Origin of the sequence: Streptomyces tubbatahanensis, assembly GCF_022699385.1 — a bacterium.
Classification (GTDB): domain Bacteria; phylum Actinomycetota; class Actinomycetes; order Streptomycetales; family Streptomycetaceae; genus Streptomyces; species Streptomyces diacarni.
In genome coordinates this window covers 3,615,550-3,642,500 of record NZ_CP093846.1, presented here as the reverse complement: position 1 = coordinate 3,642,500, position 26,951 = coordinate 3,615,550, and the positions used below count along the sequence as shown (strand labels likewise).

The 26,951-nt window shown below is 69.8% G+C and carries 22 protein-coding genes and 2 rRNA genes (1 of these 24 running past the window's edge); 10 read left to right on the top strand and 14 right to left on the bottom strand.

Annotated features, from left to right (window positions below):
- The 3 genes from MMF93_RS15605 to MMF93_RS15595 form a co-directional block, all read left to right on the top strand.
- Nucleotides 1–2,173: ribosomal RNA gene (locus MMF93_RS15605) — 23S ribosomal RNA — on the top strand (it extends 954 nt beyond the left edge of the window).
- Between the two features lie 89 nt (nucleotides 2,174–2,262).
- Nucleotides 2,263–2,379, top strand: a 5S ribosomal RNA gene (gene rrf, locus MMF93_RS15600).
- Nucleotides 2,380–2,622: 243 nt separating this feature from the next.
- Nucleotides 2,623–3,915: a ricin-type beta-trefoil lectin domain protein gene (locus tag MMF93_RS15595; protein ID WP_242751957.1), complete on the top strand. Its 1,293-nt coding sequence runs from the start codon at nucleotides 2,623–2,625 to the stop codon at nucleotides 3,913–3,915.
- Between the two features lie 92 nt (nucleotides 3,916–4,007).
- On the opposite strand, the gene MMF93_RS15590 is transcribed toward MMF93_RS15595, so the two are convergent.
- The 6 genes from MMF93_RS15590 to MMF93_RS15565 form a co-directional block, all read right to left on the bottom strand.
- Nucleotides 4,008–6,047: a sigma-70 family RNA polymerase sigma factor gene (locus MMF93_RS15590; RefSeq protein ID WP_242751955.1), complete on the bottom strand. Its 2,040-nt coding sequence runs from the start codon at nucleotides 6,045–6,047 to the stop codon at nucleotides 4,008–4,010.
- Between the two features lie 80 nt (nucleotides 6,048–6,127).
- Nucleotides 6,128–7,840 (bottom strand): hypothetical protein, encoded by a 1,713-nt coding sequence (locus MMF93_RS15585; RefSeq protein ID WP_242751953.1) that lies wholly within the window; start codon nucleotides 7,838–7,840, stop codon nucleotides 6,128–6,130.
- A 141-nt stretch (nucleotides 7,841–7,981) separates the two neighbouring features.
- On the bottom strand, nucleotides 7,982–9,412 hold the full coding sequence (locus MMF93_RS15580; protein WP_242751951.1) for an ATP-binding protein: 1,431 nt from the start codon (nucleotides 9,410–9,412) through the stop codon (nucleotides 7,982–7,984).
- Between the two features lie 105 nt (nucleotides 9,413–9,517).
- A complete protein-coding gene (locus MMF93_RS15575) occupies nucleotides 9,518–11,026 on the bottom strand; it encodes an SCO6880 family protein (RefSeq protein ID WP_114024385.1) in 1,509 nt (502 codons plus the stop codon).
- A gap of 53 nt (nucleotides 11,027–11,079) precedes the next feature.
- Complete coding sequence (locus MMF93_RS15570; RefSeq protein WP_242757591.1) at nucleotides 11,080–12,447, bottom strand: hypothetical protein; 1,368 nt, start codon at nucleotides 12,445–12,447, stop codon at nucleotides 11,080–11,082.
- A complete protein-coding gene (locus tag MMF93_RS15565) occupies nucleotides 12,437–13,315 on the bottom strand; it encodes a DUF8175 domain-containg protein (RefSeq protein WP_242751949.1) in 879 nt (292 codons plus the stop codon). The genes MMF93_RS15570 and MMF93_RS15565 overlap by 11 nt, the downstream gene beginning before the upstream one ends.
- Nucleotides 13,316–13,658: 343 nt before the next feature.
- On the opposite strand from MMF93_RS15565, the gene MMF93_RS15560 reads away from it, so the two are divergent.
- Entirely contained in the window at nucleotides 13,659–13,958 is a 300-nt protein-coding gene (locus MMF93_RS15560; RefSeq protein ID WP_181861085.1) for a YiaA/YiaB family inner membrane protein, read from the top strand.
- Between the two features lie 206 nt (nucleotides 13,959–14,164).
- Here the strand turns inward: MMF93_RS15560 and MMF93_RS15555 are convergent, their stop codons facing one another.
- Nucleotides 14,165–14,812, bottom strand: a complete 648-nt coding sequence (locus MMF93_RS15555; RefSeq protein WP_242751947.1) for an O-methyltransferase — start codon at nucleotides 14,810–14,812, stop codon at nucleotides 14,165–14,167.
- 213 nt (nucleotides 14,813–15,025) lie between these two features.
- Complete coding sequence (locus tag MMF93_RS15550) at nucleotides 15,026–15,334, bottom strand: hypothetical protein (RefSeq protein ID WP_242757590.1); 309 nt, start codon at nucleotides 15,332–15,334, stop codon at nucleotides 15,026–15,028.
- A gap of 516 nt (nucleotides 15,335–15,850) precedes the next feature.
- On the opposite strand from MMF93_RS15550, the gene MMF93_RS15545 reads away from it, so the two are divergent.
- A complete protein-coding gene (locus MMF93_RS15545; RefSeq protein ID WP_242751945.1) occupies nucleotides 15,851–16,831 on the top strand; it encodes a C40 family peptidase in 981 nt (326 codons plus the stop codon).
- A gap of 264 nt (nucleotides 16,832–17,095) precedes the next feature.
- Nucleotides 17,096–17,812, top strand: coding sequence for a phosphatase PAP2 family protein (locus MMF93_RS15540; RefSeq protein ID WP_242751943.1), 717 nt, complete (start codon nucleotides 17,096–17,098; stop codon nucleotides 17,810–17,812).
- 63 nt (nucleotides 17,813–17,875) lie between these two features.
- Here the strand turns inward: MMF93_RS15540 and MMF93_RS15535 are convergent, their stop codons facing one another.
- Nucleotides 17,876–18,109, bottom strand: coding sequence for a hypothetical protein (locus MMF93_RS15535; protein WP_242751941.1), 234 nt, complete (start codon nucleotides 18,107–18,109; stop codon nucleotides 17,876–17,878).
- A gap of 615 nt (nucleotides 18,110–18,724) precedes the next feature.
- Here MMF93_RS15535 and MMF93_RS15530 point away from each other — a divergent pair.
- The gene (locus MMF93_RS15530) at nucleotides 18,725–19,621 is read left to right on the top strand and encodes an SCO4651 family lipoprotein (protein ID WP_242751939.1); all 897 of its coding nucleotides are present in this window, start codon (nucleotides 18,725–18,727) and stop codon (nucleotides 19,619–19,621) included.
- Between the two features lie 137 nt (nucleotides 19,622–19,758).
- Nucleotides 19,759–19,989 (top strand): hypothetical protein, encoded by a 231-nt coding sequence (locus tag MMF93_RS15525; RefSeq protein ID WP_114024378.1) that lies wholly within the window; start codon nucleotides 19,759–19,761, stop codon nucleotides 19,987–19,989.
- Between the two features lie 48 nt (nucleotides 19,990–20,037).
- Here MMF93_RS15525 and MMF93_RS15520 read toward each other — a convergent pair whose 3' ends face one another.
- The gene (locus MMF93_RS15520; protein WP_242751937.1) at nucleotides 20,038–20,409 is read right to left on the bottom strand and encodes a metal-sensitive transcriptional regulator; all 372 of its coding nucleotides are present in this window, start codon (nucleotides 20,407–20,409) and stop codon (nucleotides 20,038–20,040) included.
- Nucleotides 20,410–20,615: 206 nt separating this feature from the next.
- On the opposite strand from MMF93_RS15520, the gene MMF93_RS15515 reads away from it, so the two are divergent.
- Entirely contained in the window at nucleotides 20,616–21,236 is a 621-nt protein-coding gene (locus MMF93_RS15515) for a DUF47 domain-containing protein (protein ID WP_027738658.1), read from the top strand.
- A 6-nt stretch (nucleotides 21,237–21,242) separates the two neighbouring features.
- The gene (locus MMF93_RS15510; RefSeq protein ID WP_114024377.1) at nucleotides 21,243–22,238 is read left to right on the top strand and encodes an inorganic phosphate transporter; all 996 of its coding nucleotides are present in this window, start codon (nucleotides 21,243–21,245) and stop codon (nucleotides 22,236–22,238) included.
- Nucleotides 22,239–22,519: 281 nt separating this feature from the next.
- On the opposite strand, the gene pstB is transcribed toward MMF93_RS15510, so the two are convergent.
- The 4 genes from pstB to pstS form a co-directional block, all read right to left on the bottom strand.
- Nucleotides 22,520–23,296, bottom strand: coding sequence for a phosphate ABC transporter ATP-binding protein PstB (pstB, locus tag MMF93_RS15505; RefSeq protein ID WP_242751935.1), 777 nt, complete (start codon nucleotides 23,294–23,296; stop codon nucleotides 22,520–22,522).
- A gap of 13 nt (nucleotides 23,297–23,309) precedes the next feature.
- Nucleotides 23,310–24,383 carry a phosphate ABC transporter permease PstA gene (gene pstA, locus MMF93_RS15500; protein ID WP_242751933.1) on the bottom strand — a complete coding sequence of 358 codons (1,074 nt, stop codon included), beginning with the start codon at nucleotides 24,381–24,383 and terminating at the stop codon, nucleotides 23,310–23,312.
- Nucleotides 24,380–25,366 carry a phosphate ABC transporter permease subunit PstC gene (gene pstC, locus MMF93_RS15495; protein WP_242751931.1) on the bottom strand — a complete coding sequence of 329 codons (987 nt, stop codon included), beginning with the start codon at nucleotides 25,364–25,366 and terminating at the stop codon, nucleotides 24,380–24,382. Before pstC ends, pstA begins: the two co-directional genes overlap by 4 nt.
- A gap of 243 nt (nucleotides 25,367–25,609) precedes the next feature.
- Nucleotides 25,610–26,737 carry a phosphate ABC transporter substrate-binding protein PstS gene (gene pstS, locus MMF93_RS15490; RefSeq protein ID WP_242751929.1) on the bottom strand — a complete coding sequence of 376 codons (1,128 nt, stop codon included), beginning with the start codon at nucleotides 26,735–26,737 and terminating at the stop codon, nucleotides 25,610–25,612.
- Between the last annotated feature and the right edge of the window lie 214 nt (nucleotides 26,738–26,951).

Below are 26,951 nucleotides of genomic sequence, written 5' to 3'. Positions count from 1 at the left end.
TTGCCGGAGGTAGAGCACTGGATAGGCGATGGGCCTTACCGGGTTACTGACCTTAGCCAAACTCCGAATGCCGGTAAGTGAGAGCGCGGCAGTGAGACTGTGGGGGATAAGCTCCATGGTCGAGAGGGAAACAGCCCAGAGCATCGACTAAGGCCCCTAAGCGTGTGCTAAGTGGGAAAGGATGTGGAGTCGCAGAGACAACCAGGAGGTTGGCTTAGAAGCAGCCATCCTTGAAAGAGTGCGTAATAGCTCACTGGTCAAGTGATTCCGCGCCGACAATGTAGCGGGGCTCAAGTACACCGCCGAAGTCGTGTCACTCCAACGTGAGGGCTAACGCCTGTTGGGGTGGGTAGGGGAGCGTCGTGTGCCGGGTGAAGCAGCCGTGGAAGCGAGTTGTGGATGGTTCACGAGTGAGAATGCAGGCATGAGTAGCGATACATGCGTGAGAAACGTGTGCGCCGATTGACTAAGGGTTCCTGGGTCAAGCTGATCTGCCCAGGGTAAGTCGGGACCTAAGGCGAGGCCGACAGGCGTAGTCGATGGAGAACCGGTTGATATTCCGGTACCCGCTATGCAGCGATCAACATCGAATCAGGTGATGCTAAGTCCGTGAAGCCGTCCGTGCAGCTTTGCGGGTTTCGGGAGTGGTGGAGCCGACGGTCCAAGTCTGTAGTAGGTGAGTGATGGGGTGACGCAGTGAGGTAGTCCATCCCGGGCGGTGGTTGTCCCGGGGTAAGGGTGTAGCCCGAGGAGTAGGTAAATCCGTTCCTCGTTACAGGGGTGAGACCTGATGCCGAGCCGTTTGTGGTGAAGTGGATGATCCTGTGCTGTCGAGAAAAGCCTCTAGCGAGGTGTGTGGCGGCCCGTACCCTAAACCGACTCAGGTGGTCTGGTAGAGAATACCGAGGCGTTCGGGTGAACTATGGTTAAGGAACTCGGCAAAATGCCCCCGTAACTTCGGGAGAAGGGGGGCCACACCTGGTGATCACTTTTGCAGTGTGAGCTGGGGGTGGCCGCAGAGACCAGCGAGAAGCGACTGTTTACTAAAAACACAGGTCCGTGCGAAGCCGTAAGGCGAGGTATACGGACTGACGCCTGCCCGGTGCTGGAACGTTAAGGGGACCGGTTAGTCACATTTCGGTGTGGTGAAGCTGAGAACTTAAGCGCCAGTAAACGGCGGTGGTAACTATAACCATCCTAAGGTAGCGAAATTCCTTGTCGGGTAAGTTCCGACCTGCACGAATGGCGTAACGACTTCTTGACTGTCTCAACCATAGACCCGGTGAAATTGCACTACGAGTAAAGATGCTCGTTTCGCGCAGCAGGACGGAAAGACCCCGGGACCTTTACTATAGCTTGATATTGGTGTTCGGTTCGGCTTGTGTAGGATAGGTGGGAGACTGTGATGCGGGCACGCCAGTGTTCGTGGAGTCGTTGTTGAAATACCACTCTGGTCGTGCTGGATGTCTAACCTGGGTCCGTGATCCGGATCGGGGACAGTGTCTGGTGGGTAGTTTAACTGGGGCGGTTGCCTCCTAAATGGTAACGGAGGCGCCCAAAGGTTCCCTCAGCCTGGTTGGTCATCAGGTGGTGAGTGTAAGTGCACAAGGGAGCTTGACTGTGAGACTGACGGGTCGAGCAGGGACGAAAGTCGGGACTAGTGATCCGGCGGTGGCTTGTGGAAGCGCCGTCGCTCAACGGATAAAAGGTACCCCGGGGATAACAGGCTGATCTTCCCCAAGAGTCCATATCGACGGGATGGTTTGGCACCTCGATGTCGGCTCGTCGCATCCTGGGGCTGGAGTCGGTCCCAAGGGTTGGGCTGTTCGCCCATTAAAGCGGTACGCGAGCTGGGTTTAGAACGTCGTGAGACAGTTCGGTCCCTATCCGCTGCGCGCGTTGGAGTCTTGAGAAGGGCTGTCCCTAGTACGAGAGGACCGGGACGGACGGACCTCTGGTGTGCCAGTTGTTCTGCCAAGGGCATGGCTGGTTGGCTACGTTCGGGAAGGATAACCGCTGAAAGCATCTAAGCGGGAAGCCTGCTTCGAGATGAGGACTCCTGCCTCCTTTGAGAGGGTAAGGCTCCCTGGAGATGACGGGGTTGATAGGTCGGATCTGGAAGCCCAGTAATGGGTGGAGGTGACCGGTACTAATAGGCCGAGGGCTTGTCCATAGAGGCTCGCGTCCACTGTGTGGGTTCTGAGACAACAACCCGAGCACCCCCACGTGTGGTGGGGTTGTGCCGGTTGTGTTTCGTAGTGTTTCGGTGGTCATAGCGTGAGGGAAACGCCCGGTTACATTCCGAACCCGGAAGCTAAGCCTTTCAGCGCCGATGGTACTGCATGCGGGAGCGTGTGGGAGAGTAGGACGCCGCCGAACTCTTTGTGAGGAAAGCCCCGTTGGCACACGCCAACGGGGCTTTCTTTTTTGCGTTTACGGGGTTTGTAGCCCGGTCGCACCCGCTTCGCCCCCCGGCTGGCATTCCCTTTGAGCCCGCCCGTGCCCTGTTCTTGCGAGGCGCTCGGCCGTTCTCGCGCTGCGCGATAACGGTTGAGTCACGGCGCGGGACGGTGCCGGCCGTGAGTGCTCTCCGTTTGTGTACCCCCACGAACAGGAGGCTGCGTGAAGACGCATAGGAAGCGGTCCGGAGGCGGCGCACACCGGGACAGGCGCTGGAAGTTCATCGTTCCCGGAGGCGGTGCCGCGGTGGCACTCGCGCTCGTGTGGAGCGCGATAGGCATGCCGGGGTGGGCGGACGAGTCCACTCCGAGGACGGCGGCCGAGGTCGCGGACGCGGTGGAGACGGCACCCGTGGGGGCCGTGGCGTGCGACGACGGCGAGGACGGCGACGGCAAGGGGCGTTACCAGGCCGTCTACGTGCACCGGCAGGGGACCGCTCCACGTGAGGGTGGTCCGCAGGCCGTGCGGCAGGTGCTCTGGGACATCGACCAGACCTTCGAGGCCAGCGCGAAGCGCTACGCGGGTTACGACGAGAGCCGTCGGCCGCGCTTCGTCCAGGACGAGGAGTGCAGGCCGACGGTGTTGAGCGTCGAGGTCACCGGGCTGGGTGAGAAGCACTCGATGCAGCAGGCCCGGGAAGCAGCACGAGCCGTGGTCGAGAAGGAGCTGACGCGGCGGCTGGGTGGTGAGGCGCAGTTCGCCGAGTGGGAGAAGACGCACCGTCAGCTCTTCTTCTACGACACCGGCGAACCGGACGGCTGTGGCACGGCGGGGACGCCGAGTCCCGAGTCGCGGGCCACGTCGCACGGCGGGTGGGCCGAGGTGTCTTGGGGCTGCGCGAGCGAGAGCGCGTTGACGCACGAGATGGTGCACCAGTTCGGCGTCTCGCACTGCGACGAGGACAAGGCCCAGGGCAACGATCCGATCTGCCGGGGCTACGACGAGACCCCGCGCTGTGACGGTCCGCGTGCCGCGTCGGTACTCGACTGCGGCCTGGACGGGTTCGCCTACTTCCATCCGCGCCCGGCCAAGGGGAGCTACCTGGCCACGCACCCCGAGGAGAACGTGGCGCGGAGCCCGTATCTGATGAGGAACCGGCAGGCCAGGGCGGTGAAGGCCCGGCTGGTGGACGCGGATGGCGGGAAGTGCCTGGCCGCTCGGGGCCCGCAGTCGTCAAAGCTCGGACTCGTGGCCTGCGGCGGCGACGAGCAGACGTGGGTGCGCGAGATCGGCGGACGCGGCTACTACAAGTTCAAGCTGGGCGAACGGTGCCTGGAGAAGCGCGGCGGTGGCCGCGCGGTACTGGCCGGCTGCGCGGCTGGTAAGTCCGCGCAGCACTGGTGGGTCAACGCCAATGTGGGCGACCAACTGGACGCGTACCACCTCGTGCACCGTTCGGGCGGTGACCCCGTGACGGTGGGCGACGCCACGACCTTCCGCATGCGTCAGGCGTAAGAACAGGTGTAGGCACGGCGTGGGCGTGGGCGTGGGTGTCGCCCACGCGTCGTCGACGACCACGGCGACGGCGACCCGCGGGGGCCGCGTCATCAGCGGTCCAGCGGGTCGCCGTCGTAGCGAAAGCGCAGAGACGGGGTGTTGTAGTAGTTCGCCGTCGTTCCGATGGTGGACGGGTGGGCCTTGCCCTGCGCGGCGTCGTGCCAGGCGTCGAGCCCGAGGAAGTAGAGGCGGGACCCCTGCTGGGCGAAGGCCATGGTGCCGTCGTCCTGCGGGAAGTACGTCCAGCGGGCGGTGCGGTTCTCCGAGGCGCACGACTGCTGGTGTACCGGTGCACCGTCGGTCTCGGTGCCCGTGTGGACGAGGCAGAGGCCGGTGGCGCGGTTGCGCAGCTGTGCTTCCTGGCCCGGCTTGTTGAGCAGCAGGTCCCACTGTTGCGAGGCCGCGCCGGTGCAGGGTGCCTCGTGCGGAGCGGATCCCGCGGCGTCGGCGATGTCCATGCAGCGGCCGGTCGAGGCGATCCGCAGCCGGGTACGGGCGTCGGCGGGCTGGGCGGGAGGCCTGCTGGGTTTCCGCTCCGTCTGCGTGCGACTCGGCGACGGGGGCGGACTGCTCTTCGCCGGGGTCGGGGTGGGTCGGGTGCCGGTCGGCGGTGCGTAGGTGGCGGGCGTGTGCCGGGGAGCGGCGGCGCGGGGCTCGTCCTGGCCGTCCGGGAAGAAGACGAATCCGCCCACGGCCAGCGCCAGCAGCGAGGCACCGACGCCGGCACCGATCTTGATCCCGGCCGTGGTCGAGGCCGCGCCGGAGGCCGTCGCGGCCGCACCGCCGCCGAGGCTTCCTGCTCCGGCCCCTGAGGTCCCTGCCCCGAACCCTGAGGCCCCTGCGCCGGCCCCCGAGGCTCCGGCGCCGGTTCCGGCGGCGTGGCCGGCGGTGTGAGCGGCGGCCCCGGAGACGGCGGCGCTCTTCCCCGCCGTTGCCGCCTCGGCTGCCACGTTCGCGGCCGTCGTCGCATCCGTCGCCGCTGTCGCCGAGGCGGTCGCGGCTGCCGTGGCACCGCCCGCGGTCTTGGCGAGGTAGGCACCGCCGGCCCACAGGAGGACGGCGGCGGGGAGGACGCCCCGCAGGCTGTCGTTGATCTCGGTGAGTTCCCGCGCTGCCTGACCGCAGGCGGGGCACTCGGCGAGGTGGCGCTCCAGGTCCCCGGCGGCGCGGCGCCCGGCACGGCGCCCGGCCCGGCTGCGGGGGCGACGTACGGAGGCGGCCAGCGCGGTGGCGTACCGGCGGCACGCGTCGGCTTCCGGTCCTGAGGCGCGACTGGTGCGTTCGGCGTACGCCGCCAGGTAGGCCTCGCGCAGCCCTTCGCGGGCCCGGGCGGTGAGGGAGGCCAGACCGCTCGTGCTGAGCCCGAGTTGGGTGGCCGTCGCCGTGGCGGGCTCCTCCTCGATCAGGCTGTGCCACAACACGGCCTGCCAGCGCTCCGGGAGCGCGCGGAAGGCGCGCAGGGCGAGTCGGCCGTCCTCCCTGCGGAGCATGCGTTCCTCGGCGCTCTCTTCCGCGCCGTGCGCGCCGCGGGCTGTGTGGGCCTCGGCGGGGGTCTCGGAGAGCCAGCGGTCGAAGTCGGGCGCCAGTTCGGTGCGGCGTGCCGTCTCGGACCAGGCGGCTGCCGTACGACGGACAGCCGTGAGGAGGTAGGGCCGCCACGCCTCCGTCGGGCCGCCACCGGCGCGTACGGCCTGGAGCGTGCGGGCGAACGCCTCGGAACCGAGGTCCTCCGCCGTGTGCGGGTCCCGGCAGCAGGTGCGGGCGTAGGCCAGCACGGCCGGGTGGTGGCGCCGGTAGAGCTCGTCGAGGGCCGCTTGCCCGGTGAACGGGTCGCCCGCGCGGAGATCCTGTGTCAGAGCCGCGTCACTGCGCTGCGCGGGCCCGTCCGACGTGGTGTGCGGGACCGGGCCGCCCGGGGAGGCGAGTCCGTGCCCTTGCCGGTCAGCGGGGCCGGCCGGGGCAGCGGGGTCGGCCGGGTCAGGGGGGTCGGCCGGGGCAGCGGGGTGGTGGCCGCTCGGGGCTCCGTGGGCCTCATCCCCCGTGCTGTCGCCGGCGGAGAGGGGAGAGTGCGTGGGGCCGCTGTGACGCATGCACGTCATTGTGGCGGACGTGTGTGCGAGTCGAAAAGGTGAGGCCGCGACGCGGACGGAGACGCACCGACGGGCGTCAGTCAGGAGGAAGGCGTGACGGCCAACTCCAGCACCGTCGTCAGTGGTGGGTCGAGCCGGCCGTCAGATGACCGTGCGGCCATGCGGCGGCCGTGCTCGACCACGCTCTCGATGAGCGCGTTCAGCAGCGGAAGCACCTCCGGCTCCGCGCCCACTACATACAGTGTGCCCGCTTCGGCGATGAACGATTCCATCGCGAGCCTGTCGGCTCGCTCGGCCGAACACGCGTTGCGCACGTGCAGTTGCGACAGAGGAGCCAGCGCCCTCCGGATCAACGCGACCGCGTCAGCACGCAGTTGCGGATGCCCGGCGAGTGCGGCCTCGAGCTCCCCCGCTGCACCCGCCGTCGCCTTGGGGTGCGTGCGCAGGATCCGTACGGCGTCCGCCGTCCCACCCGTCGCCAGCGCCCAGCGGTGCACCTCGCGGAACGGGCGCTTCTCCAGCGCCGCAGCGTGCAGCCAGCAGCGCAGCAGGGTTTCGGCCGTGCTGTGGGTCGTCGCGTCGATGGGGCGCGGGGAGCGCAGCGGTGCCAGCAGAGCCGTCGCCCGGGAGGCGACCGTCGTACGGTCCGCGCAACCGTGGTGCGGCGACCAACGGATGCGGTCGGGGGTGTCGCAGGCGTGCGTCGGGTCGAAGAGGTGGACAGGACCGAGCTTGGCGCGGGCCGCTTTCGTCGCCGCCCACAGGTCCGGCGTCGCCGAGGTGACCAGGGCGGCACCGGGCGCTTCGAGGACCCGGCCGACGGGATCGCCGTCCGCGCCCGGGCCGCCCGCGGCGTCGGCCGTCGTGCGCCGGCTCCCCGCAAGGCCCCCGACGAGGCCTCCTGCGAGGGCCGTCGCACCGGCTTCGGAGCCGAGGGGCGCGGGCCCGGTCGGATGTGCGGAGGGGAAAGGAACGGCAGGTGCGTCGGCGGGGGATGACGAGGGCACGTCCCGCGTGCCGGACGGCGTCGGTGAGGCCGTGGGTGACGCTGTTGGCGGCGCGGCCTCGGCCGGCCACGGCTGCGACTGCCGCGCGGGCACGTCGTGCGGCGCCTGCGCTGCGTGGGGCCCCTGCGCTGCGCGGGACGCCTGCTGTTCGGTTTGCGGGTGTGCCGACCGCGCCTGCGGTGCGCTGGGGTGAGGCTGCGGGGAGGTTGGTGTCTGTGGGGAACCAGGTGACTGCTGGAAGCCAGGTGTCTGCGGGGCACCAGGTGTCTGCGGGGCACCAGGTGTCTGCGGGGCCGGATCAGGGGACAGCGGCACGGACCCCTTCGTGTGAAAGGTCTCCGCTTCCTCCCGTTCCCGTTCCCGGACCAGGCGCCTGGCCTTCCGTACGGCGCGTGCGCGGGCGACCGTCCCCATCACGAACACCGTGAGCACCATCAACACCATCAACTGGCTGACGAAGATGCCCCAGAACAGGCCGTAGCCCGACAGCTGCCCCGGCGGGGTGCCTGGCCAGGCGCCGGCGATGTCGTGCGGCTCGGTGACCAGCCCCCGGATGGCGAGCGGGGTCCTGCCGAAGGTGACGTCGTCCGGCCAGGCGCCGTGGGCGAAGAGGCCGGCCAGGCCCGTCGCGGTCCACACGAAGACGGTGAGCCCCAGCAGGAACGCCAGTGCGCCCACCAGCAGTCCGTCGGGGACGCCACCGTCTCCCCCACCGGCCGCGCGGCGCGGCCGGTGCGGGTCGTGGCCGCCGGAGCGGCGGCCCCTCTCACGGTCGTCGTATCGCATCGGCACCGGTATTCAATCGGGGGACGCCGGTCGCGGCAAGATCCCCTTCAGCGGACCACCTGTGCGGGGTACGCGGTGGGTCGGGCGCGGTGGGTCGGGCGCGGCAGGGCACCTGTACGTGGGGCGCGCGCCCGCGCGGGGTCACGCCACCGTGGAGCCCGACGAGCGGCCGGGCGAGGAGCGTTCCATCGCCAGTGCCCGCGCCTCGCTCTCCGCTTCCAGATCGGCGTCCAGGGCCGTCTCGAAGGCGGTGTCCCGGTCGGCTGAACTCTCCGTCATGGCGCGGTCGGTGAAGACGAGCGGGCGTTCCGCCTCGGTGACCAGGTGCTTGACGACCTGCACGTTGCCGTTGACGTCCCACACGGCGATACCGGGCGAGAGGGTCGGGATGATCTCCACCGCCCAGCGCGGCAGGCCCAGCACCTTGCCGGTGGCCCGTGCCTCGTCCGCCTTCTGCGCGTAGATCGTCCGGGTCGAGGCCATCTTGAGGATCGCGGCGGCCTCCCGCGCGGCCGCACCGTCGACGACGTCGGAGAGGTGGTGGACGACGGCGACGAAGGACAGGCCCAGCCGCCGCCCGAACTTGAGCAGCCGCTGGAACAGTTGGGCGACGAAGGGGCTGTTGATGATGTGCCAGGCCTCTTCGACCAGGAAGATCCGCTTGCGCCGGTCGGGCCGGATCCAGGTGTGCTCCAGCCAGACGCCGACGATCGCCATCAGGATCGGCATGGCGATGGAGTTGCGGTCGATGTGGGAGAGGTCGAAGACGATCAGCGGGGCGTCCAGATCGATACCGACCGTCGTCGGGCCGTCGAACATGCCGCGCAGGTCGCCGTCGACCAGCCGGTCGAGGACGAGGGCGACGTCCAGCCCCCAGTCGCGGACGTCGTCCAGCGCCACGTTCATCGCCTCGGCCGACTCCGGCTTCGGATGCCGCAGCTGCTCGACGATGTCCGTCAGCAGCGGCTGCCGGTCGGCCGTCGTGGCGTTGACATAGGCGTGCGCCACCTTGAGGGCGAAGCCGGAGCGCTCGTCCAGACCGTGGCCCAGCGCGACCTCGATGATGGTGCGCAGCAGCGCCAACTGTCCCGTGGAGGTGATGGCCGGATCCAGCGGGTTGAGGCGGATGCCCTGGTCGAGCGCCGCCGTCGGATCGAGACGGATCGGGGTGATGCCCATCTCCTCCGCGATCAGGTTCCACTCGCCGACACCGTCCTCGCCCTGCGCGTCCAGCACCACCACCTGCCGGTCGCGGAACCGCAGCTGACGCAGCACGTACGTCTTCTCCAGCGCCGACTTGCCGTTGCCGGACTCGCCCAGCACCAGCCAGTGCGGGGCGGGCAGCTGCTGGCCGTAGAGCTGGAAGGGGTCGTAGATGTAGCCCTTCCCGCTGTAGACCTCGCGGCCGATGATGACGCCGGAGTCGCCGAGTCCGGGCGCGGCGGTCGGCAGGTAGACGGCCTGCGCCTGCCCGGTGGACGTACGGACGGGCAGGCGGGTCGTCTCCGTCTTGCCGAACAGGAAGCTGGTGAAGGCTTCGGTGATCGCGGACAGGGGATCGAGCGCGGCCATGCTGGCTACCTCCGGCCTGGAGCGGCGGTGCGGCGAGGGTGGGGCGGCGGTACGGCGCCGACACAGACAGAGCAGTCAGGTCTCATGCGGGGCTCCTTCCGCGCCTCAGCGCCGTATTCCGGTGGCGAACGGGAGAGTGTTGACGAAAGCGCGGTGATGCTCGCGGTCGCACCACTCCAGCTTCAGGTAGCTCTTGCCCGCCGACGCGCGGATCGTGCGCTTGTCGCGGGCCAGCGCCTCAGGGGACCGGGAGGAGACGGTGAGGTAGCCGACGATGTTGACGCCGGCCGCGCCCGAGGCCAGATCCTCGCCCCGCTGGTCGACGCGGCCGTGCGCGGCGAGGTCACGCGGGTCGACGGTGCGGTTCATCTTCGCCGACCTGCTGGCCTCCGCCTCGTCGTTCGTCTTCTCCGTCAGCATCCGCTCGATGGCCAGCTCGGTCGGCTCCAGATCCATCACCACGGCCACCGTGCGGATGACGTCCGGAGTGTGCACGAGCAGCGGAGCGAGGAAGTTGACGCCGACCGGCGTCATCGGCCACTCCTTGACCCACGCGGTGGCATGGCACCACGGGGCGCGCGTCGTCGACTCCCGCGTCTTGGCCTGGAGGAACGTCGGCTCGACCGCGTCCAGCTCGGCCGGCCACGCGTTGCGCTTGGACATCGCCTGGATGTGGTCGATGGGGTGATCGGGGTCGTACATCGAATGCACGAGCGAAGCGAGCCGGGCCTGCCCGAGCGGCTGCCGCACCCTGATGTCCGCCTCCGCCAACCGGGCACAGATGTCCGTCAGCTCGCGCGCCATCACTATCGCCAGCCCCTCGTCACGGGAGAGCTTGCGGCCCGCCGTACGCCGCGCCGCCTTGGCGATCGTGTCCCCCTCGACGGCCAGCTCCCGGCCGTACTGCATACACGCCACCAGGTACGCGCGATGCTGCTCGCTCGAGGTGGAGACCATCGACTGCAACTGGTCGTAAGACGTGCGCAGCCACCCCGCGGCACGCTCATCGCCCCGCTGCGCCACATCCTTCGCGTGCGCGTCCGGATCCGCGGGCAGCGTACGGGCGAGCATCTGCAGCCGCGTGACATAGCCGTCACCGTTGGCCACATGCTTCAGCAGGGTGCCGAAACGGTCGACCAGCGCCTCCTGGTCCTCACTGTCCCGCAACCCGACGCCCGGACCCTCGATCTCGATGGCCGCCGTCACCGTACGCCGGTCCGCGTGCAGCAGAACGGCGATCTCGTCCGGACCGAACGGCGCCGACATCCACGCGATACGGCCCACACCAGGCGGCGGGCCGATCTCCACCTCGCGGCCGTCGAGCGTCGTACCCGCCTCCGCCGCGTTCGAACGGTAAGTCGTACCGCGGCGCAACAGCCGCTTGTAGGAACGGTTGATCTCGAACCACCTGTAGAACGTACGGCCCCTGTACGGCACATAGACCGCAGCCAGCGCCAACGCCGGAAAACCGACAAGCGCGGGGATACGAAGAGACAGCACGGGAATCAGCAGACCACTCATCATCCCGAGGAACGCGCCGACCACGATCGCGGCGATCTCGCCCGTGTCACGGTTCTTGCCGACGATCGCGTTCGGCCGCGCCTTGCCGATCATGTACGTACGGCGCTGGGTCGAAAGACCCGAACCCGCCGTGTGCGAAGGCGTCGTCACCCGCGGTCACCCCCCGAAGGGCGAGGCCGCGGGGGGTTCGAGCGGCCCGCCGAACCCCCGGAACCCGCCGAGCCCCCGCGCGGCGGCCGCGCCGAATGCGGCGTGGCGCTCGCTGCCGGGGCCGGTGCCGGTGCCGCCTGACGGGGCGGGGGCGCCTCCTCCGCGCCACCACCACCGCCGCCGCCACGCGCACTGTGCGCGGCGACGCCGCCCGTGACGGCCTGCCCCGAGCCCTGGCCGCCGCCGCCCGAACCCGAACCGGCCGCGTTCGCGGCGGCCGCGCTCTGGCCCCCACGGCCACCGTGCGTCGTGATGCCCTGACGCACCAGCGCCGCCGGCGACGACACCACAGCGGCCGCCCCACGCGACGACGTGCGCACCGCGTTGCGGTGATTGGCGATGTCGTCGCCGAACCCCGGTACGAACCGGTAGATCATCGCGCTCGCGAAGATCGCCAACAGGATGATCGCGAGCCCCGACACCACCGCCGAAACCGAATCAGGGCCCTCCCCGCCCGCGAGCGCACCCGCGAGGCCCAGCACGATCACGATCACAGGCTTCACAAGAATCACAGCGATCATGATGCCCGCCCAGCGGCGCACATGCCCCCACAGATTCTTGTCGACCAGCCCCGCGTAGACGGCCGTGCCCAACAGCGCCCCCACGTACAGCAGCGCCGCCCGCACCACCAGCTCCAGATACAGCACCCCGGCCGCCAGCACCGACACCAGCGACACCACGATCAGCATGATCGGACCGCCGCCGATGTCGTCGCCCTTCTTCAAGGCCTCCGAGAACGTACCGAAGAACTTGTCCGTCTCCTTGTCCGTACCGGCCGCCACGATCTCCGTCACCGAATCCGTCGCCGACACCACGGTGTAGAGGATCAGCGGCGTGAACGCCGACGCCAGCACCGTCAGCCACAGAAAGCCGACCGCCTCCGTCAACGCCTCCGTGAACGGCACCCCCCGCACCGCGCGCTTCGCCACCGCCAGGAGCCACAGCGTCAGCGTCAGAATCGTCGACGCCGCGAACACCACGGCGTACTGCCGCAGGAACTCCGTATTCGTGAAGTCGACCTTCGTCGTCGAATCCACGAGCTTCGCCAACTTCTCCACCGTCCAACTGGCGGCTTCGGCACAGCCCTTTGCGAGGGAGGAGAGGGGGTCGGTGGGGTCAGCGACGTCAGGAGGACCCCCGGGCCCGCCGCCCCCTTCCCCGCCTTCCGAGCAGTATTCGTTTGCCGGCCCCAGGCAGGGGTCCCCCGGGTCGGCCGCCGCCCGGTTGGCGGACAGCAGGGCAACTGCCTGTGCGCCGGCCAGGGCGGCACCGACGGCGAACATCCGGCGTCGATTAGCGGGCATAGGTGAACCCTCCGAACCCATCCACTGCGTCGGCCATCTCCTCAGCCGGAGACGCTGCTTGATCCTTGCCGATCGGTGTCGGACCGTCCTTCTGCTTGACGTCCTTGACCTTCCAGTCACCCTCGTTCCAGGCCAGGTCGAAGGTATTGGTGTACCAGCTCTCGGCGACAGGGTGCTTGGAGCCTTCACCGGCCAGGCCGAAGAGAGTGGAATACCAGACGGCGACCTTCGCCTTGTCGTCGGCGTAATCGATCACTTTCACACCGACCGGGGTCGCCCGGGCCACGAACGTCGAGCCCTTGGGGGCCTTGCCGTCCTTGCCCAGCCCCACCTTCTCGAGAAACTTCGGGTTTCCATAAGCCTCGCCCAGGTCCGCCTGCCTCTTGTTCGCGACGCTCGGCGCGTAGACGGAGTCGATGATCTTTTCGCGCCCGGCAGCGGTGTACATGCCCTCACCGCCGAGCGCGACCACATAGTTCGCCGCGGCGCTCTGTGCTCCCTGCTCGGTGTGGGCGAAGCCGGAGGGGATGGTGGTGTCGGAGGAGTTCTTCACGGGTTTTTCACCGGTGGGGGCGGTGGGCTGGGCTCGGGAGTCGCCGCCCCGGGAGTCGTCGGAGGCGGCTCCGCCGCCCTCGCCGCCTCCGCCTCCGCGGTTGGCGAAGGCGATGGCGGCGATGAGGAGGACGACCACCGCGACGACGGTGATCAGGCTGCGCCCCGGCCGGGTCGGCGGCCGGCCGCCGCTGCCGCCTGCCTCGTTGCCCGGTAGGCGCGTCCGCGTCGTCGTCCGGCTGCCCTCACTCGCGCCGGGCGCGTAGTCGCTCGTGCGAGTACGCCCGTCGTACTCGTCGCCGCCGCCGATGTTCATGCCGGGCTGGCCCCCTCGACCTCTGTCGCTCAACTGCCGTCACTGCATTGTCCCCTCACATGACGGTAGCGGGGTCACACCGCGCATGTGCCGTGTGCAAGCCAGGTGTTCGGCAGCATGCCGAACGCCTCGCCGGTGCGCCGTGTGCGTTCTTGCCGCTCGTGGGCCGTCTACGCCCGCCCCGGTGGGGTGGGCGGCGTGCAGCCGGTGAACGTCCGCCGGGGGGAGGGCTCGCGGGGAGTCCGGGGGCGCGCGGTGCGCCCCCGCGTGCTCAGCGGCGGAGGCGCGGGAGATGAGTATCCGTACCCATGTGCGTGCCGGCTCCCGCCTGCACGCTGTGGGCATGAGTGAGACGACTCGTTCGCTTCAACGGCCGACGACGACGGCGTTCTTCGTGCAGTCGGCGATTGCTTTCGGTGTGGCGCTCTCGGCGTTGCTCGTCGGGATCGTGCGGTTGCCCGTGGGGCAGTGGGAGCGCGGGTTTCTGGCGCTCGGTCTGGTTTTCGTCGTGACGTCGGCGTTCACGTTGGCCAAGTGCGTCCGGGACCGCCAGGAGGCGGAGGAGGTGACGAACAAGGTCGACAAGGCGCGGATCGACAAGCTGCTCTCGGAGACGGACCCGTTCGCGCCGGGCCACGGCTGAGGGGCGGCGGTCGACCGCGGGCAGGTGTCGACCACGGACAGGTGTCAACCGCGAACGGGTGTCGACCGCGGACAGGCGGGGTGCTCCGTGCAGCTCGGTGGCGGGATTCCTGCGGGGGCACGGTCGCGCGCTGTCCGGTGCCGGGTGGGCGAGAGGGAGGAGGCAGCGCGCAGCCGTGTCGCGTGTTCGGGCCCGGGTGCCGCGCGCTACGCGCGCTTGCGCGCGAGTGTCACGCCGTCCCGCAGCGGCAGCATGACGGACTGCATGCGGTCGTCGGCGGTGATCGTGTCGTTGATCCGGCGGATGGCGACGTCCGCCTCGTCCTGTGCGGCCGGGTCCACCACGCGGCCCGCGCGCAGTACGTTGTCGAGTACGAGCAGGCCGCCGGGGCGGAGGCGCGGCACCAGCTCCTCGTAGTACGTCGGGTAGCCCGCTTTGTCGGCGTCGATGAACGCGAAGTCGACGCCTGGTTCCTGCGGCAGCGCGCGGAGGGTCTCGGCGGCGGGGGCGAGGCGCAGGTCGATGCGGTCGGTGAGGCCGGCCCGCTGCCAGTAGCGCCGGGCGACTGCCGTCCATTCCTCGGAGACGTCGCAGGCGATGAGGCGCCCGTCCGCGGGCAGCCCGCGGGCGATGCAGATCGAGGAGTAGCCGGTGAAGACGCCGACCTCGACGGCGGTCGTGGCCCGGGTGAGCTGGACGAGCATCGTGAGGAACTCGCCCTCGTCGTGCGTGATCTGCATCGTCGTGCCGGGTTCCAGCGCGTGGGTCTCCTCGACCAGGTCACGCAGGAGGTCGTCGGCGGGCGTGCAGTGCGCCAGCAGGTAGTCGTCGAGGGCGGAGTTCACGATGTCCATGGGGCTCCTCGGGCTCTTGGGGCCGCTGGGGCACGGGCGGGGACGGTGTCGCTCGTCGGGAGGGGCGGCAGGTCGCCGTCGGCCCACCGGGCCACCGGCCTCACGGCACTCCAGCCACCGGCCCCCGGTCACCGGCCCTCCGGCCACGGGCCCTTCGGCCCTCCGGCCCCACGGGCCATCGGCCCACCTGAGCGTCGAACCGTCGGTCCGCCGCTAGACGGCCATGCCGTAGACGATGGTGAAGAGGGTGCCGAGCGAGCCGATGATGAACACTCCGGTCAGTCCGGCGACGATCAGGCCTTTCCCTTGCTCGGCGCTGAAGGTGTCGCGCAGGGCCGTCGCGCCGATGCGCTGCTTGGCCGCGCCCCAGATGGCGATGCCCAGGCAGAGCAGGATCGCCACGGCCATGATGACCTCGATCATCACGCGTGCTTCGTGGCCCAGGGAGCCGAACGGTCCCCAGTCGGGCGCGATCCCGCCGATGATGGTGGTGATGTCGCCCTTTTCAGCCGCCAGGAACATGGAGAACTCACCGCCTCGTTTCATGGTTTGTCTCTGACGGATTGTGCCATGGCCTGGTGACAAGGGGAGCGTCGCGCTTACCCGAAGTGCCCACCGGTACGGGAGTTTTGTCGCGGGGCGCGGGGCGCGGGGCGCGGGGCGCGGGGCGCGGACCGACGGAGCTGCCGGGGCGCCGTCGCTCCGGCCGGGCACGCGCACGCCCCTCCGCCCGCACGCCCCTCAGCCCGCACGCCGATCCACCCGCACGCCGATCCACCCGAACCCCCACCCACCCGTACACCCATCCCCCCACCCATCCGTACGCCTGTGCGCCGTTGATGCCCCTCGTGGGTCATGCCGGGGTCCTGAGCGGCCGGGCGGCCGGGGGACGGGGCCGGGTAAGGGGCTGGGGGGGGTGGACGGGCGACGCGTTCACCTGGGCGCCTCCTGTCCGCCGTTCCTTTGTGGCGCGGGGGCTGGAATGATGAGCCCAGTTGTCGTGCGGGGAACTGGTGTCCTGCGGGGGAGGGTTGGGGCGTGGGCCGGAAGAAAGTGTGGCTGCTGGCGGTGGGTGGCGGGCTGGGAGTGCTCTCCTTGTTCGTCGCGCTGCTCGTGGTGGGTACGTACGTGGCCGCGGCCAGCCTCTTCGGCGGCGCCGGAGGCGCGGTCGCGCTCGCCAAGGGATCGGTTCCGGCCGCCTACGCGGGGCTCGTGCAGAAGTGGGGCACCTATTGCGAGGCCCTCAACCCGGCGGTTCTCGCCTCGCAGCTGAAGCAGGAGAGCGGTTTCCAGCCCGACGCGCAGAGCAACGCGGCGGCGCAGGGCATCGCGCAGTTCATCCCCACGACCTGGTCGGTGCACGGCTTCGACGCCAATGGTGACGGCAAGAAGAGCGTGTGGGACCCGGAGGACGCCATTCCGTCGGCTGCCAAGTACGACTGCTCGCTGGCGAAGAACGTGAAGGACGTGCCGGGGGACGCGACGAACAACATGCTCGCCGCGTACAACGCGGGCCCGTACGCCGTCATCAAGTACAACGGGGTGCCGCCGTACAGCGAGACGAAGAACTACGTGTCGACGATCCGCAGGATGGAGAAGAGCTTCTCCGCGCCCAGCGGCCGGCTGAGCCCCACGAAGGCGGGGGCGGGTGCCATCGCGTTCGCGCAGAGCAAGCTGGGGACCCCGTATCTGTGGGGCGGCAACGGTACGCCGGAGCAGGGCGGCAGGTTCGACTGTTCGGGGCTGACGAAGGCGGCGTACAAGAAGGTCGGGGTCGAGCTGCCGCGCGTGGCCAACGACCAGTACGACACGGGGCCGCATCCCAAGCGGGACGAGCTGCTCCCCGGGGACCTGGTCTTCTTTGCACACGATCTGACCAACTCGCGCTCCATCCACCACGTCGGCATCTACGTCGGGGGTGGCAAAATGATCAACGCCCCCTACACGGGAGCGAAGATCCGGTACGACCCGATCGATTCCCCGGACTACTTCGGAGCGACCCGTCCGACCGGCAAGTGAGCCGCGCCGCGTGCGCACAGCCGGGGCGCACGGTTGTGTACGCAGGGCAGGGATTACGTCAACAATCCGTGAGGCATAGGTCCTGAGCTGCGTCTATGGGTCACCCTTGGGTAACGTCCTGGTGATCGTTCGGTACGTAAGGAACGGTTCGCCTGCCGCAGCGCGTTTTTCTCCGCGGAACGGGACTTCCGCACCGCGACCACGGGGGGTCGTCAGCGCAGATCCAGCCATGAGCACACCGCCGAAGTGAGGGGCCGCACCGCGATGGCACTCTGGGACAACCCCGATGTCGAACTTCTCTACGACATCAACGGCCTGGCCAAAGACGCACCCACGTGGGCCGACCGGATCATGGAGTACGTCGGGGAGTACGGCATCGCCGTGGGGCTCGTCGCCCTGGCCCTGTGGGCCTGGTGGGGCGTCACCCGCAGGCGCGAGAGCCGGGACGAGGCCCTCGGCGGCTTCGCCGGGCTCGTCTGGGCGCCCGTGGCGGCCCTCGTCGCGCTGGCCGTCAACATCCCCATCCGCGGCTTCGTGGAGCGACCCCGGCCCTTCCTGGACCATCAGGGCGTGGAGGTCCTGGTCCAGGGCAAGACCGACTTCTCGTTCGTGAGCGACCACGCGACGCTCACCATGGCCATCGCCGTCGGCATCTTCATGGTCCAGCGCAAGCCGGGACTCGTCGCCATCGCCCTCGCCGTGCTGGAGGGCTTCTGCCGCGTCTACATGGGGGTGCACTACCCCACCGACGTCATCGGCGGCCTCGCCCTGGGCACCGCCGTCGCCCTGCTGCTCGCCCCGGTCGCCATGTGGGCGCTGACCCCGCTGGTCCGGCTCGTCGCGGGCAACGCCAGGATCGAGACGCTCCTGTGGGCGGGCGGCGCGGCCGCGCGGACGTCCACGGAGGACGACGGCCGGCCCGCCGAGCACCGGGAGGGCGCCACCGCGCGCCGCAGCTCGGGCCGCGACTTGGCGGCCTGAACACCCGTCCCCGACGGCTCCCCCTTCCCCTCCCCCTCCCCGTCCCCGTCCCCGAGAGCTGGCTTACAGTGCCCCCGCCGGTCCGCCCGGCGGGGGCGCTGGCGTGTGCGGGGCGGGGCCTCGGTGCGCGTCCTGGTGCGCGTCCTGGTGTGCGCGGGCGTCCGCGCGGGCCCGGTCGCGGGCGCGGCGCGCCGCTCCGCGCCAGCCGCAGGCGCACGAGGCAGAGCAGAACGCCCCTCGCTCGTGCAGCGCGGTGACGTGCGCGGCGGCTCCGTCCAGACGGGCACCTTCGTCCACGGCCGGACGGTCGTCCGACAGTGGGCCTCCGTCCACGGCCGTGCCGCGGTCTGGATGTGGGCCTCCGTCCACGGCCGTGCCGCCGTCCGGATGTGGGCCTCCGTCCACGGGCGAGGCTCCGCCTGCGGGTGCGGCTGCGCTCGTGTGCGCGGCTGCGCTCGTGCTTGCGGTTCCGTCCGCGGGTGCGGTCCCGGCCGCGTCCCTCGGCGGGACGACCCGTCCGGCCCCGGGACCGTCGGATGCGGCCCCGGGGTGGGCCGCGGGGAGACGGTCCGGCTGGTGTTCGGGGGCTCGCTCTCGCACGTGACCACCGTACTGGGGCCGTGACGGCCGCTCCCAGGGCCTCGTTGCCCCCGATGAACCGACGGATCCGGACCGGCCCGCGACCGGTACGGCAGCGACCGGGAACGAGAGGTCGGCGGGATGACAGTGCGGCGACGGGGGCGGCTGGGACAGCCGGGATGGCCGGGGCGGACAGGGCTGACGCGGCTCATGGCGCGCACGGCGGCGTGCGGGGCGCGCACGGCGCGCAGAGGGCGCACGGGTGGACCGGGGCGGCGGCAGGGACGGGCCGCACGCCCGGGACGGCCGGGACGGCTCCCGCGGGGCGAAGCGGTGAGCTCTTCCGTGCTGGTGGCGGCGGTGAGCACCGCGCTCGCCGCCGTGGCGCTCACGGGGTGTTCCGGGGACGGTGCGGTCGCCACGGACGGTCCTCCCACGGCGGCGCGCCCCTCGGGCCCTGGCGGAGCCGCCGTCGTCAGGGCGGCCGAAGCCCTCACGCGGGCCGGTTCGGCGCGGGTGCGGACGGCCATGGAGATGGCCAGCGGCGGTACGCGCGTCACCATCGAGGGGTCGGGCCTCTTCGATCTGTCCCGGGCCACCGGGAGGCTGCGGGTGACGCTGCCGCCCGGCGCGGACGGGGCGCGGCCCGGGGAGCGCAGGCCCGTCACCGAGTTGATCACTCCGGACGCGCTGTACATGAAGAACCGCGCGGGTGTGCCGGCCGACAAGTGGGTGCGGGTGGCGACCGCGGGGCTGCCGGACGGGAACCTGGTGACGGGCGGCGCGACGGACCCGGTCACCGCGGCTCAGCTGTTGAGGGGCGCCCGGCGCATCGCTTTCGAGGGGGCCACCGAGCTGGACGGCGAGCGGGTGTGGCACTACAGCGGTGTGGTCGACATCGAACGCGCGGCCGATGCGGCGCCGCCGCGGGCCCGGCACCGGCTGCGGGCGGCTCAGAAGGGGTTCTCGGGCCGTACGGTGCCGTTCGACGCCTATCTGGACGCCCAGGGCCGGCTGCGGAAGGTGCAGCACCGGTTCTCATTCACCACGGAAGCCACCGGCGGGGATCCCGTGGGCGCGGACCCCACCGGCAGCGCGGAGTCTTCCGTTCCGCCGGACATGGACCTGACCGTCTCGTCGACGACCAGGCTGGGCGACTTCGGGGTCGAGGCCCGGATCGCGATGCCCGAGGCCGGCGATATCTGGGCGGGGAAGATCGCGGCTGGGTGACCGGGCGTTGATCCGGTAAATGGTTCGGAAGTGCCATGCGCGGACGGTGTGGTACTCCCTACGCTGGGAAGCCGGGCCCCCGGCCCGGCCGTGGCGTTCCCGCCCGGTGGATCCGTGGAGCACGGGAGGTGATACGTGTGCCTGTACCGAAGCGTGACAACGGAGGCGACGGCCGCGGGAGCCGCTGCCGGCGGCGCGCGCTGACGCAGGATCACCAGGACCACGCGGCCCTCGCCGAGATCGAGCTGTGCGGAGAGCTGATGATCGCCGCCTCCGCCGCGGAGGGACCCCTCAGCCGGGCCCGTATCGACGAGGTGCTCCGCCGCGCCGCCGGCGAGCTGGACGAGGCCCCCGGCCCGACCCGGTAGGACCCGGCCGAAAGCACCCGCCCGCGTAGCCGTGGCCCTCCGCGGGGCTCAGGTGCGCAGGAGGCGGGCGATGGCGGCGGTGGCCTCTTCCACCTTGGCGTCCATCTCGGCGCCGCCGTCCTGTGCCGCATGGGCCACGCAGTGCCGCAGGTGTTCTTCGAGGAGCTGGAGGGCGAAGGACTGGAGGGCCTTCGTGGAGGCGGAGACCTGCGTGAGTATGTCGATGCAGTAGACGTCCTCGTCGACCATCCGCTGGAGGCCCCGGATCTGGCCCTCGATGCGGCGCAGTCGCTTGACGTGAGCTTCCTTGTTCTTCGTGTAGCCGTGCTCCCCGGTGGCCGCGTGCGCGGAGCAGCACTGGGAGGTGGCTTCGGCCACAGTGTCCGGTGTCTCGGGGATGGGCTGCGGCGGCGGCGTCATGCGGTCCTCCAGGTGGTGGTGAGGGGCGGGCGGGGCCGTGGCACCGGGGTTTTCATACCCCTCGTGGGTATAGGGTACCGGACTTCTCCGAGCCCGCTTCAACGCGCGGGCTGACATGGGTGACACTGGGGGGACGCCGGTTCGCTGTGGCCGGATGATGCGCCTAGCATCAACGAGACCGTCATCGAGGCATCCGAGGACCCCCAGTGCGCTTTCGTCTGACCCCCAGGGAGACGAGCTTCTACGACATGTTCGCGGCCTCCGCGGACAACATCGTGACCGGCTCGAAACTCCTCATGGAACTGCTCGGGGCGGATTCCTCCGCGCGAACCGAACTCGGCGAGCGGATGCGCGCCGCGGAGCACGCCGGGGACGACGCGACGCACGCGATCTTCCACCAGCTCAACTCCTCCTTCATCACCCCGTTCGACCGCGAGGACATCTACAACCTGGCGTCCTCCCTCGACGACATCATGGACTTCATGGAGGAGGCCGTCGACCTCGTCGTCCTCTACCAGATCGAGGAGCTGCCCAAGGGGGTCGAACAGCAGATCGAGGTGCTGTCGCGGGCTGCCGAACTGACGGCCGAAGCCATGCCGAATCTGCGGACCATGGACAACCTCACCGAGTACTGGATCGAGGTCAACCGGCTGGAGAACCAGGCCGACCAGATCCACCGCAAGCTGCTCGCCCACCTGTTCAACGGCAAGTACGACGCGATCGAGGTCATGAAACTCAAGCAGGTCGTGGACGTGCTCGAGGAGGCGGCGGACGCCTTCGAGCACGTGGCCAACACCGTCGAGACCATCGCGGTCAAGGAGTCCTGACGCTCCGTGGACACCTTCGCGCTGATCGTGACCGTCGGTGTCGCGCTCGGATTCACGTACACGAACGGCTTCCACGACTCCGCGAACGCCATCGCGACGTCGGTCTCCACCCGGGCGCTCACCCCGCGCGCGGCGCTGGCCATGGCCGCGGTGATGAACCTCGCGGGCGCCTTCCTCGGCAGCGGAGTCGCCAAGACCGTCAGTGAGGGACTGATCCAGACCCCGCACGGCGAGAGCGGCATGGGCATCCTGTTCGCCGCGCTCGTCGGTGCCATCGCCTGGAACCTGGTCACCTGGTATTTCGGTCTCCCCTCCTCCTCCAGCCACGCGCTGTTCGGCGGCATGGTCGGGGCGGCGCTGGCCGGTGGGATCGCCGTCTACTGGTCCGGGGTGGTCGAGAAGATCGTCCTGCCGATGTTCCTCTCGCCCATCGTCGGCCTGGTCCTGGGCTACCTGGTGATGTGCGTCATCCTGTGGCTCTTCCGCAAGTCCAACCCCCACCGGGCCAAGCGCGGTTTCCGTATCGCGCAGACCGTTTCGGCGGCGGGCATGGCGCTCGGACACGGCCTCCAGGACGCGCAGAAGACGATGGGCGTCGTCGTCATGGCGCTGACCATCGCCGACGTGCAGCAGCACAACGAGATCCCCGTCTGGGTCAAGATCGTCTGCGCCGCCATGCTGTCGCTCGGCACCTACGCCGGCGGCTGGCGCATCATGCGGACGCTGGGGCGGCGGATCATCGAGCTGGACCCGCCGCAGGGGTTCGCCGCGGAGACCACCGCGGCGTCCGTCATGTACAGCGCGTCCTTCATGTTCCACGCGCCCATCTCGACCACGCACGTGATCACCTCGGCGATCATGGGTGTCGGTGCGACGAAGAGGGTCAGCGCGGTGCGCTGGGGCGTCGCGAAGAACATCATCATGGGCTGGTTCATCACCATGCCGGCGGCCGCCGTCGTCGCCGCGCTGATCTTCTGGGCGGTCAAACTCGTCTTCGGCTGACGCGGCCCGGCTGAGCCCCTGCCGGGGCTCGACTCAATCCTGCCGGGCTCGGTTGATCCCTGGCACGCCACGGCCGAACCCCGGCGCCCTGCCCTCTCCGACATCGGAGAGGGCAGGGCGCCGAAGTCTGTCCGAGGTCACAGGTCACAGGTCACAGGTCACAGGACGCCGGACTCCGGACGCCGGACGCCGGGCGCCGGCCACAGGACACCGGGGAAGGAAGAAGCCCGCGGTGGCACCGCCATGCAGCACCGCGGGCCGTCGAGGGGCCGCCTGAGCGGCTATCCGAAGCGTCCTGAGATGTAGTCCTCGGTGGCCTGGACGGACGGGTTGGAGAAGATGCGCTCGGTGTCGTCGATCTCGACGAGCTTGCCCGGGGCGCCCACCTCGGCGAGGTTGAAGAAGGCGGTGCGGTCGGAGACCCGCGCCGCCTGCTGCATGTTGTGCGTGACGATCACGATGGTGAACCGGGACGTGAGCTCCCCGATGAGGTCCTCGATGGCGAGGGTGGAGATCGGGTCGAGGGCCGAGCAGGGCTCGTCCATCAGCAGCACCTGGGGCTCGACGGCGATGGCCCGCGCGATGCACAGCCGCTGCTGCTGGCCGCCGGAGAGGCCGGAGCCCGGCCGGTTCAGCCGGTCCTTGACCTCGTTCCACAGGTTGGCGCCCTTGAGGGACTTCTCGACGATCCCGTCGAGTTCGCTCTTCTTGTGGTCGCCGTTGAGCCGCAGGCCCGCCGCCACGTTGTCGTAGATGGACATCGTCGGGAACGGGTTGGGCCGCTGGAAGACCATGCCGATGGTGCGGCGCACGGAGACCGGGTCGACACCGGTGCCGTACAGGTCCTCGTCGTCGAGCATCACCTTGCCCTCGACCCGCCCGCCCGGGGTGACCTCGTGCATGCGGTTGAGGGTGCGCAGGAAGGTGGACTTGCCGCAGCCCGAGGGGCCGATGAAGGCGGTGACGGAGCGCGGCTCGACGGTCATGGAGATGTCGTCGATGGCGCGGAAGCTGCCGTAGTAGGCGGAGAGGCCGCTGACGTCGATGCGCTTGGCCACGGGGATCACTCCCTTAGTGCTTGGGGGCCTTCCAGCGGGCGACGCCGCGGGCGACCAGGTTGAGGATCATGACGAAGGCGATCAGCACGAGGGCGGCCGCCCAGGCGCGGTCGTAGGAGGGCTCGTTGCCGTTGGCCCACTGCTCGTAGACGTAGTACGGCAGGGACGACTGGGCGCCTTCGAAGGGGTTGCCGTTGATCGAGGCCGAGCCGAAGACCAGCAGCAGGATGGGGGCCGACTCGCCGGCGATGCGGGCTACGGCCAGCATGATGCCGGTGGTGATGCCGCCGATCGCGGTCGGCAGGACGACCTTGAGGATGGTCCGCCACTTCGGCACGCCGAGCGCCAGCGACGCCTCGCGCAGCTCATTGGGGACCAGCTTGAGCATCTCCTCTGTCGAGCGCACGACGATCGGCATCATCAGGATGGCCAGCGACATGGCGCCGGCGAACCCGGAGTAGCCGAAGTCGAGGATGATGATCCAGAAGGAGAGGATGAACAGGCCGGCGACGATGGAGGGGATGCCGGTCATCACGTCCACGAAGAAGGTGACGGCCTTGGCGAGCCGCCCGGTGCCGTACTCGACGAGGTAGATCGCGGTCAGCAGCCCGACGGGCGCGGCGATCAGCGTGGCGAGGCCGACCTGTTGGAGGGTGCCGATCAGCGCGTGGTAGATCCCGCCGCCTGCCTCCATGGTGATGACGCCGTTCATGGAGTGCGTCAGGAAGTACCCGTCGAGCACCTTGACGCCCCGCGCCACCGTCTCCCAGATGAGGGAGGCCAGCGGGAGGACGGCCAGCAGGAAGCAGACCCAGATGAAGCTGGTGGCCAGCCGGTCCTTGGCCTGCCGGGTGCCTTCGACGGCTCCGGCGAGGACGGCGGTGAGGCCCACGTAGAGCAGGGCGGCGATCAGGCCCCACTGGATGCGGCTGTCCAGCCCGGCCACCAGGCCGATGCCGGTGCCCAGCGCGGCGGCGACGGCGGCCAGGCCGAGCGGGGCCCAGCGCGGCAGCCGGGGCCGGTAGAGGGACGCGGTGGGGGCCGAGGCGTCGACGGGGGCTGCGTCGGCCATGACGGTCTGGCTCATGCGTTCGCTCCCGAGTACTCCTTGCGGCGCGCGATGATCAGCCGGGCCGCGCCGTTGACCAGCAGGGTGATGACGAACAGGACGAGGCCCGAGGCGATCAGCGCGTCCCGCCCCGTGGCACCGGCCTCCTTGAAGCCCGCGGCGATGTTCTGCGCGAACGTGCCGCCGCCCGGCTGAAGCAGGCTGGCGTGGATGAGGAAGCTGGGCGAGAGCACCGTGGCGACGGCCATCGTCTCGCCCAGCGCGCGGCCGAGACCGAGCATGGAGGCGCTGATGACGCCGGAGCGGCCGAAGGGCAGTACCGACATGCGGATGACCTCCCACCGGGTCGCGCCCAGGGCGAGAGCGGCCTCCTCGTGCATCCTGGGCGCCTGCCGGAAGACCTCGCGGGAGACGTTGGTGATGATCGGCAGAATCATGATCGCGAGCAGGATGCCGGCCGTGAACAGGGAGCGCGCGGCGCCGCCCTCGTAGGAGAAGATCCCGCTCCAGCCGAAGTAGTCGTCCAGCCACTCGTACAGGCCGCTCAGGTGCGGGACGAGGAAGAGGGCGCCCCACAGGCCGTAGACGATGGAGGGCACGGCCGCCAGCAGGTCGATGACGTAACCGAGCGGGGTCGCGAGTTTGCGCGGCGCGTAGTGCGAGATGAACAGCGCGATGCCCACCGCGACGGGGACGGCGACGATCATCGCGATGAGCGAGCTGACGACGGTGCCGAAGGCGAGGACGGCGATGCCGAAGCGGGGCGGCGTCGCGTTGGCGTCCCACTCGAAGGCGGTGAGGAAGTTGGCCTCGTCGGCGCTGATGGCCAGTGCGGCGCGCCAGGTGAGGAAGACGGCGATCGCGGCCATGATCGCCAGGAGGGTGATGCCGGAGCCCCTGGAGAGGCCGAGGAATATTCGGTCGCCCTTCCGGGTGGCGCCCTTCAGGGGGACCGCGGGGTCCGCGGGTTCCGCTGTCGCGGGTGGGTTATCGGTAGCCATGGTTTCTCCGGTCTGACTGGTGCGGGCCGCCGCGCTCGGTGTGGGTGCGCGGAGTGGCCCTTCGGCGGTGCACCGGATCGTTCGGCGTTCCGTGCAAGTGCGGATATTCAGGGCACGGGTCGCGTGGGTGGAGGGGGCGGCGGTGCGTGCGGCACCGCCGCCGCTCCCTCCGACAGGCCTGTTCCTGGCCTACTCCTGGCCTACTTCTGGCCTACTTCTGGCCTGGTGAGGCCTGCTCCAGGCTTACTTCAGGCCGTCGATCGTCGAACGGACCTTGGTGATGATCTCTTCGGGGATCGGGGCGTAGCCCTTCTCCGCGAGGGCCTTCTGGCCGTCCTCGCTCGCGGTGTACTTCAGGAAGGACTTCGTCGCGGCCAGCGTCTCCTTCTTGTTGCCCTGGTCGCAGACGATCTCGTACGTGGCCAGGACGATCGGGTAGGCGCTGTCGGCCTGCGTCTTGTAGTTGAGCTCCAGGGCGAGGTCCTTGCCCTGGCCGACGACCTTGGCGTCGGCGATCGCCTTGGAGGCGTTGCCCGTGGTGGCCTCGACGGGCTCCTTCGCGCCGGTGTCCAGCTTGACGGTGTTCAGGTCGTTGCCGGTGGCGTAGGACAGTTCGGCGTAGCCGATGGCGCCGTCGTTCTGCTTGACGTTGGTGGCGATCCCGGAGGAGCCGTCGGCGCCCTGGCCGCCCTTGCCTGCCCACGCCTTGGCGGGCTCGTGCTTCCAGGAGCCGGGGGCCGCGGTGTTCAGGTACTTGGTGAAGTTGTCCGTGGTGCCCGACTCGTCGGAGCGGTGGAACGCCTGGATCTTGGTGCTCGGCAGCTTCGCGTCCGGGTTCAGCTTCTTGATGGCCGGGTCGTTCCACTTGGTGATCTTCGAGTCGAAGATCTTGGCCAGCGTGTCGGCGTCCAGCACCAGGTCGTCGACGCCGTCGAGGTTGTACGTGACGGCGATCGGCCCGCCGACCATCGGCAGATCGATGGCCTGGCCGCCCTTGCAGACCTTCTTGGACTTGGCGACCTCGCCCGGCTCGAGCGCCGAGTCGGAGCCCGCGAAGGCCGTCTTGCCCTGGAGGAACTCCTGGATGCCCGCGCCCGAGCCGGTGGGCTTGTAGTTGAGCTGCGTGGTGTCGCACGCGGACTGGTAGGTCTGCGTCCACACGTCCATGGCGTTCTTCTGGGCGCTGGAGCCCGAGGCGAGCAGCTTGCCCTCGCCGTCACAGCTGATGTTGCCGGCGGCCTTGCTGGTCTCGCTGCCGGAACCGCCGGAGTTGTCGTCCGAGCCGCAGGCGCTCAGGACCAGGGCGCCACACACGGTGAGAGCGCCGACAGCTGCGGTGCGGAGCCGGCTCGTGCGCTGAAGCTGCTTCACTGTCGTTCAGTTCCTTCCTGGCCCGGGAGCGACGGCCGGCCGGCCGTCGGGCTCTCTGGCTATGGGGCGCGGTCCCTGTCGTGGGGGGTGCCGCGCTCTTCGTAAGGCCGAAATTAGACAGATCAGGTGAAGCGGCCGACGGAGCTGAGTGAACGCCGAGTGAACCTCGGCGGTCAGCCCGGTGCACTGGCGGGCCACGGCGCCGGGCGGGGCG

Bases quoted from the DNA above. Each gene is read 5' to 3' on its own strand.
- MMF93_RS15590 (WP_242751955.1), bottom strand. From the start codon at position 6,047: ATGCGTCACAGCGGCCCCACGCACTCTCCCCTCTCCGCCGGCGACAGC.
- MMF93_RS15585 (WP_242751953.1), bottom strand. From the start codon at position 7,840: ATGCGATACGACGACCGTGAGAGGGGCCGCCGCTCCGGCGGCCACGAC.
- MMF93_RS15580 (WP_242751951.1), bottom strand. From the start codon at position 9,412: ATGGCCGCGCTCGATCCCCTGTCCGCGATCACCGAAGCCTTCACCAGC.
- MMF93_RS15575 (WP_114024385.1), bottom strand. From the start codon at position 11,026: ATGATCGGCAAGGCGCGGCCGAACGCGATCGTCGGCAAGAACCGTGAC.
- MMF93_RS15570 (WP_242757591.1), bottom strand. From the start codon at position 12,447: ATGCCCGCTAATCGACGCCGGATGTTCGCCGTCGGTGCCGCCCTGGCC.
- MMF93_RS15565 (WP_242751949.1), bottom strand. From the start codon at position 13,315: ATGAACATCGGCGGCGGCGACGAGTACGACGGGCGTACTCGCACGAGC.
- MMF93_RS15560 (WP_181861085.1), top strand. From the start codon at position 13,659: ATGAGTGAGACGACTCGTTCGCTTCAACGGCCGACGACGACGGCGTTC.
- MMF93_RS15555 (WP_242751947.1), bottom strand. From the start codon at position 14,812: ATGGACATCGTGAACTCCGCCCTCGACGACTACCTGCTGGCGCACTGC.
- MMF93_RS15550 (WP_242757590.1), bottom strand. From the start codon at position 15,334: ATGTTCCTGGCGGCTGAAAAGGGCGACATCACCACCATCATCGGCGGG.
- MMF93_RS15540 (WP_242751943.1), top strand. From the start codon at position 17,096: ATGGCACTCTGGGACAACCCCGATGTCGAACTTCTCTACGACATCAAC.
- MMF93_RS15520 (WP_242751937.1), bottom strand. From the start codon at position 20,409: ATGACGCCGCCGCCGCAGCCCATCCCCGAGACACCGGACACTGTGGCC.
- pstA (WP_242751933.1), bottom strand. From the start codon at position 24,383: ATGAGCCAGACCGTCATGGCCGACGCAGCCCCCGTCGACGCCTCGGCC.
- pstC (WP_242751931.1), bottom strand. From the start codon at position 25,366: ATGGCTACCGATAACCCACCCGCGACAGCGGAACCCGCGGACCCCGCG.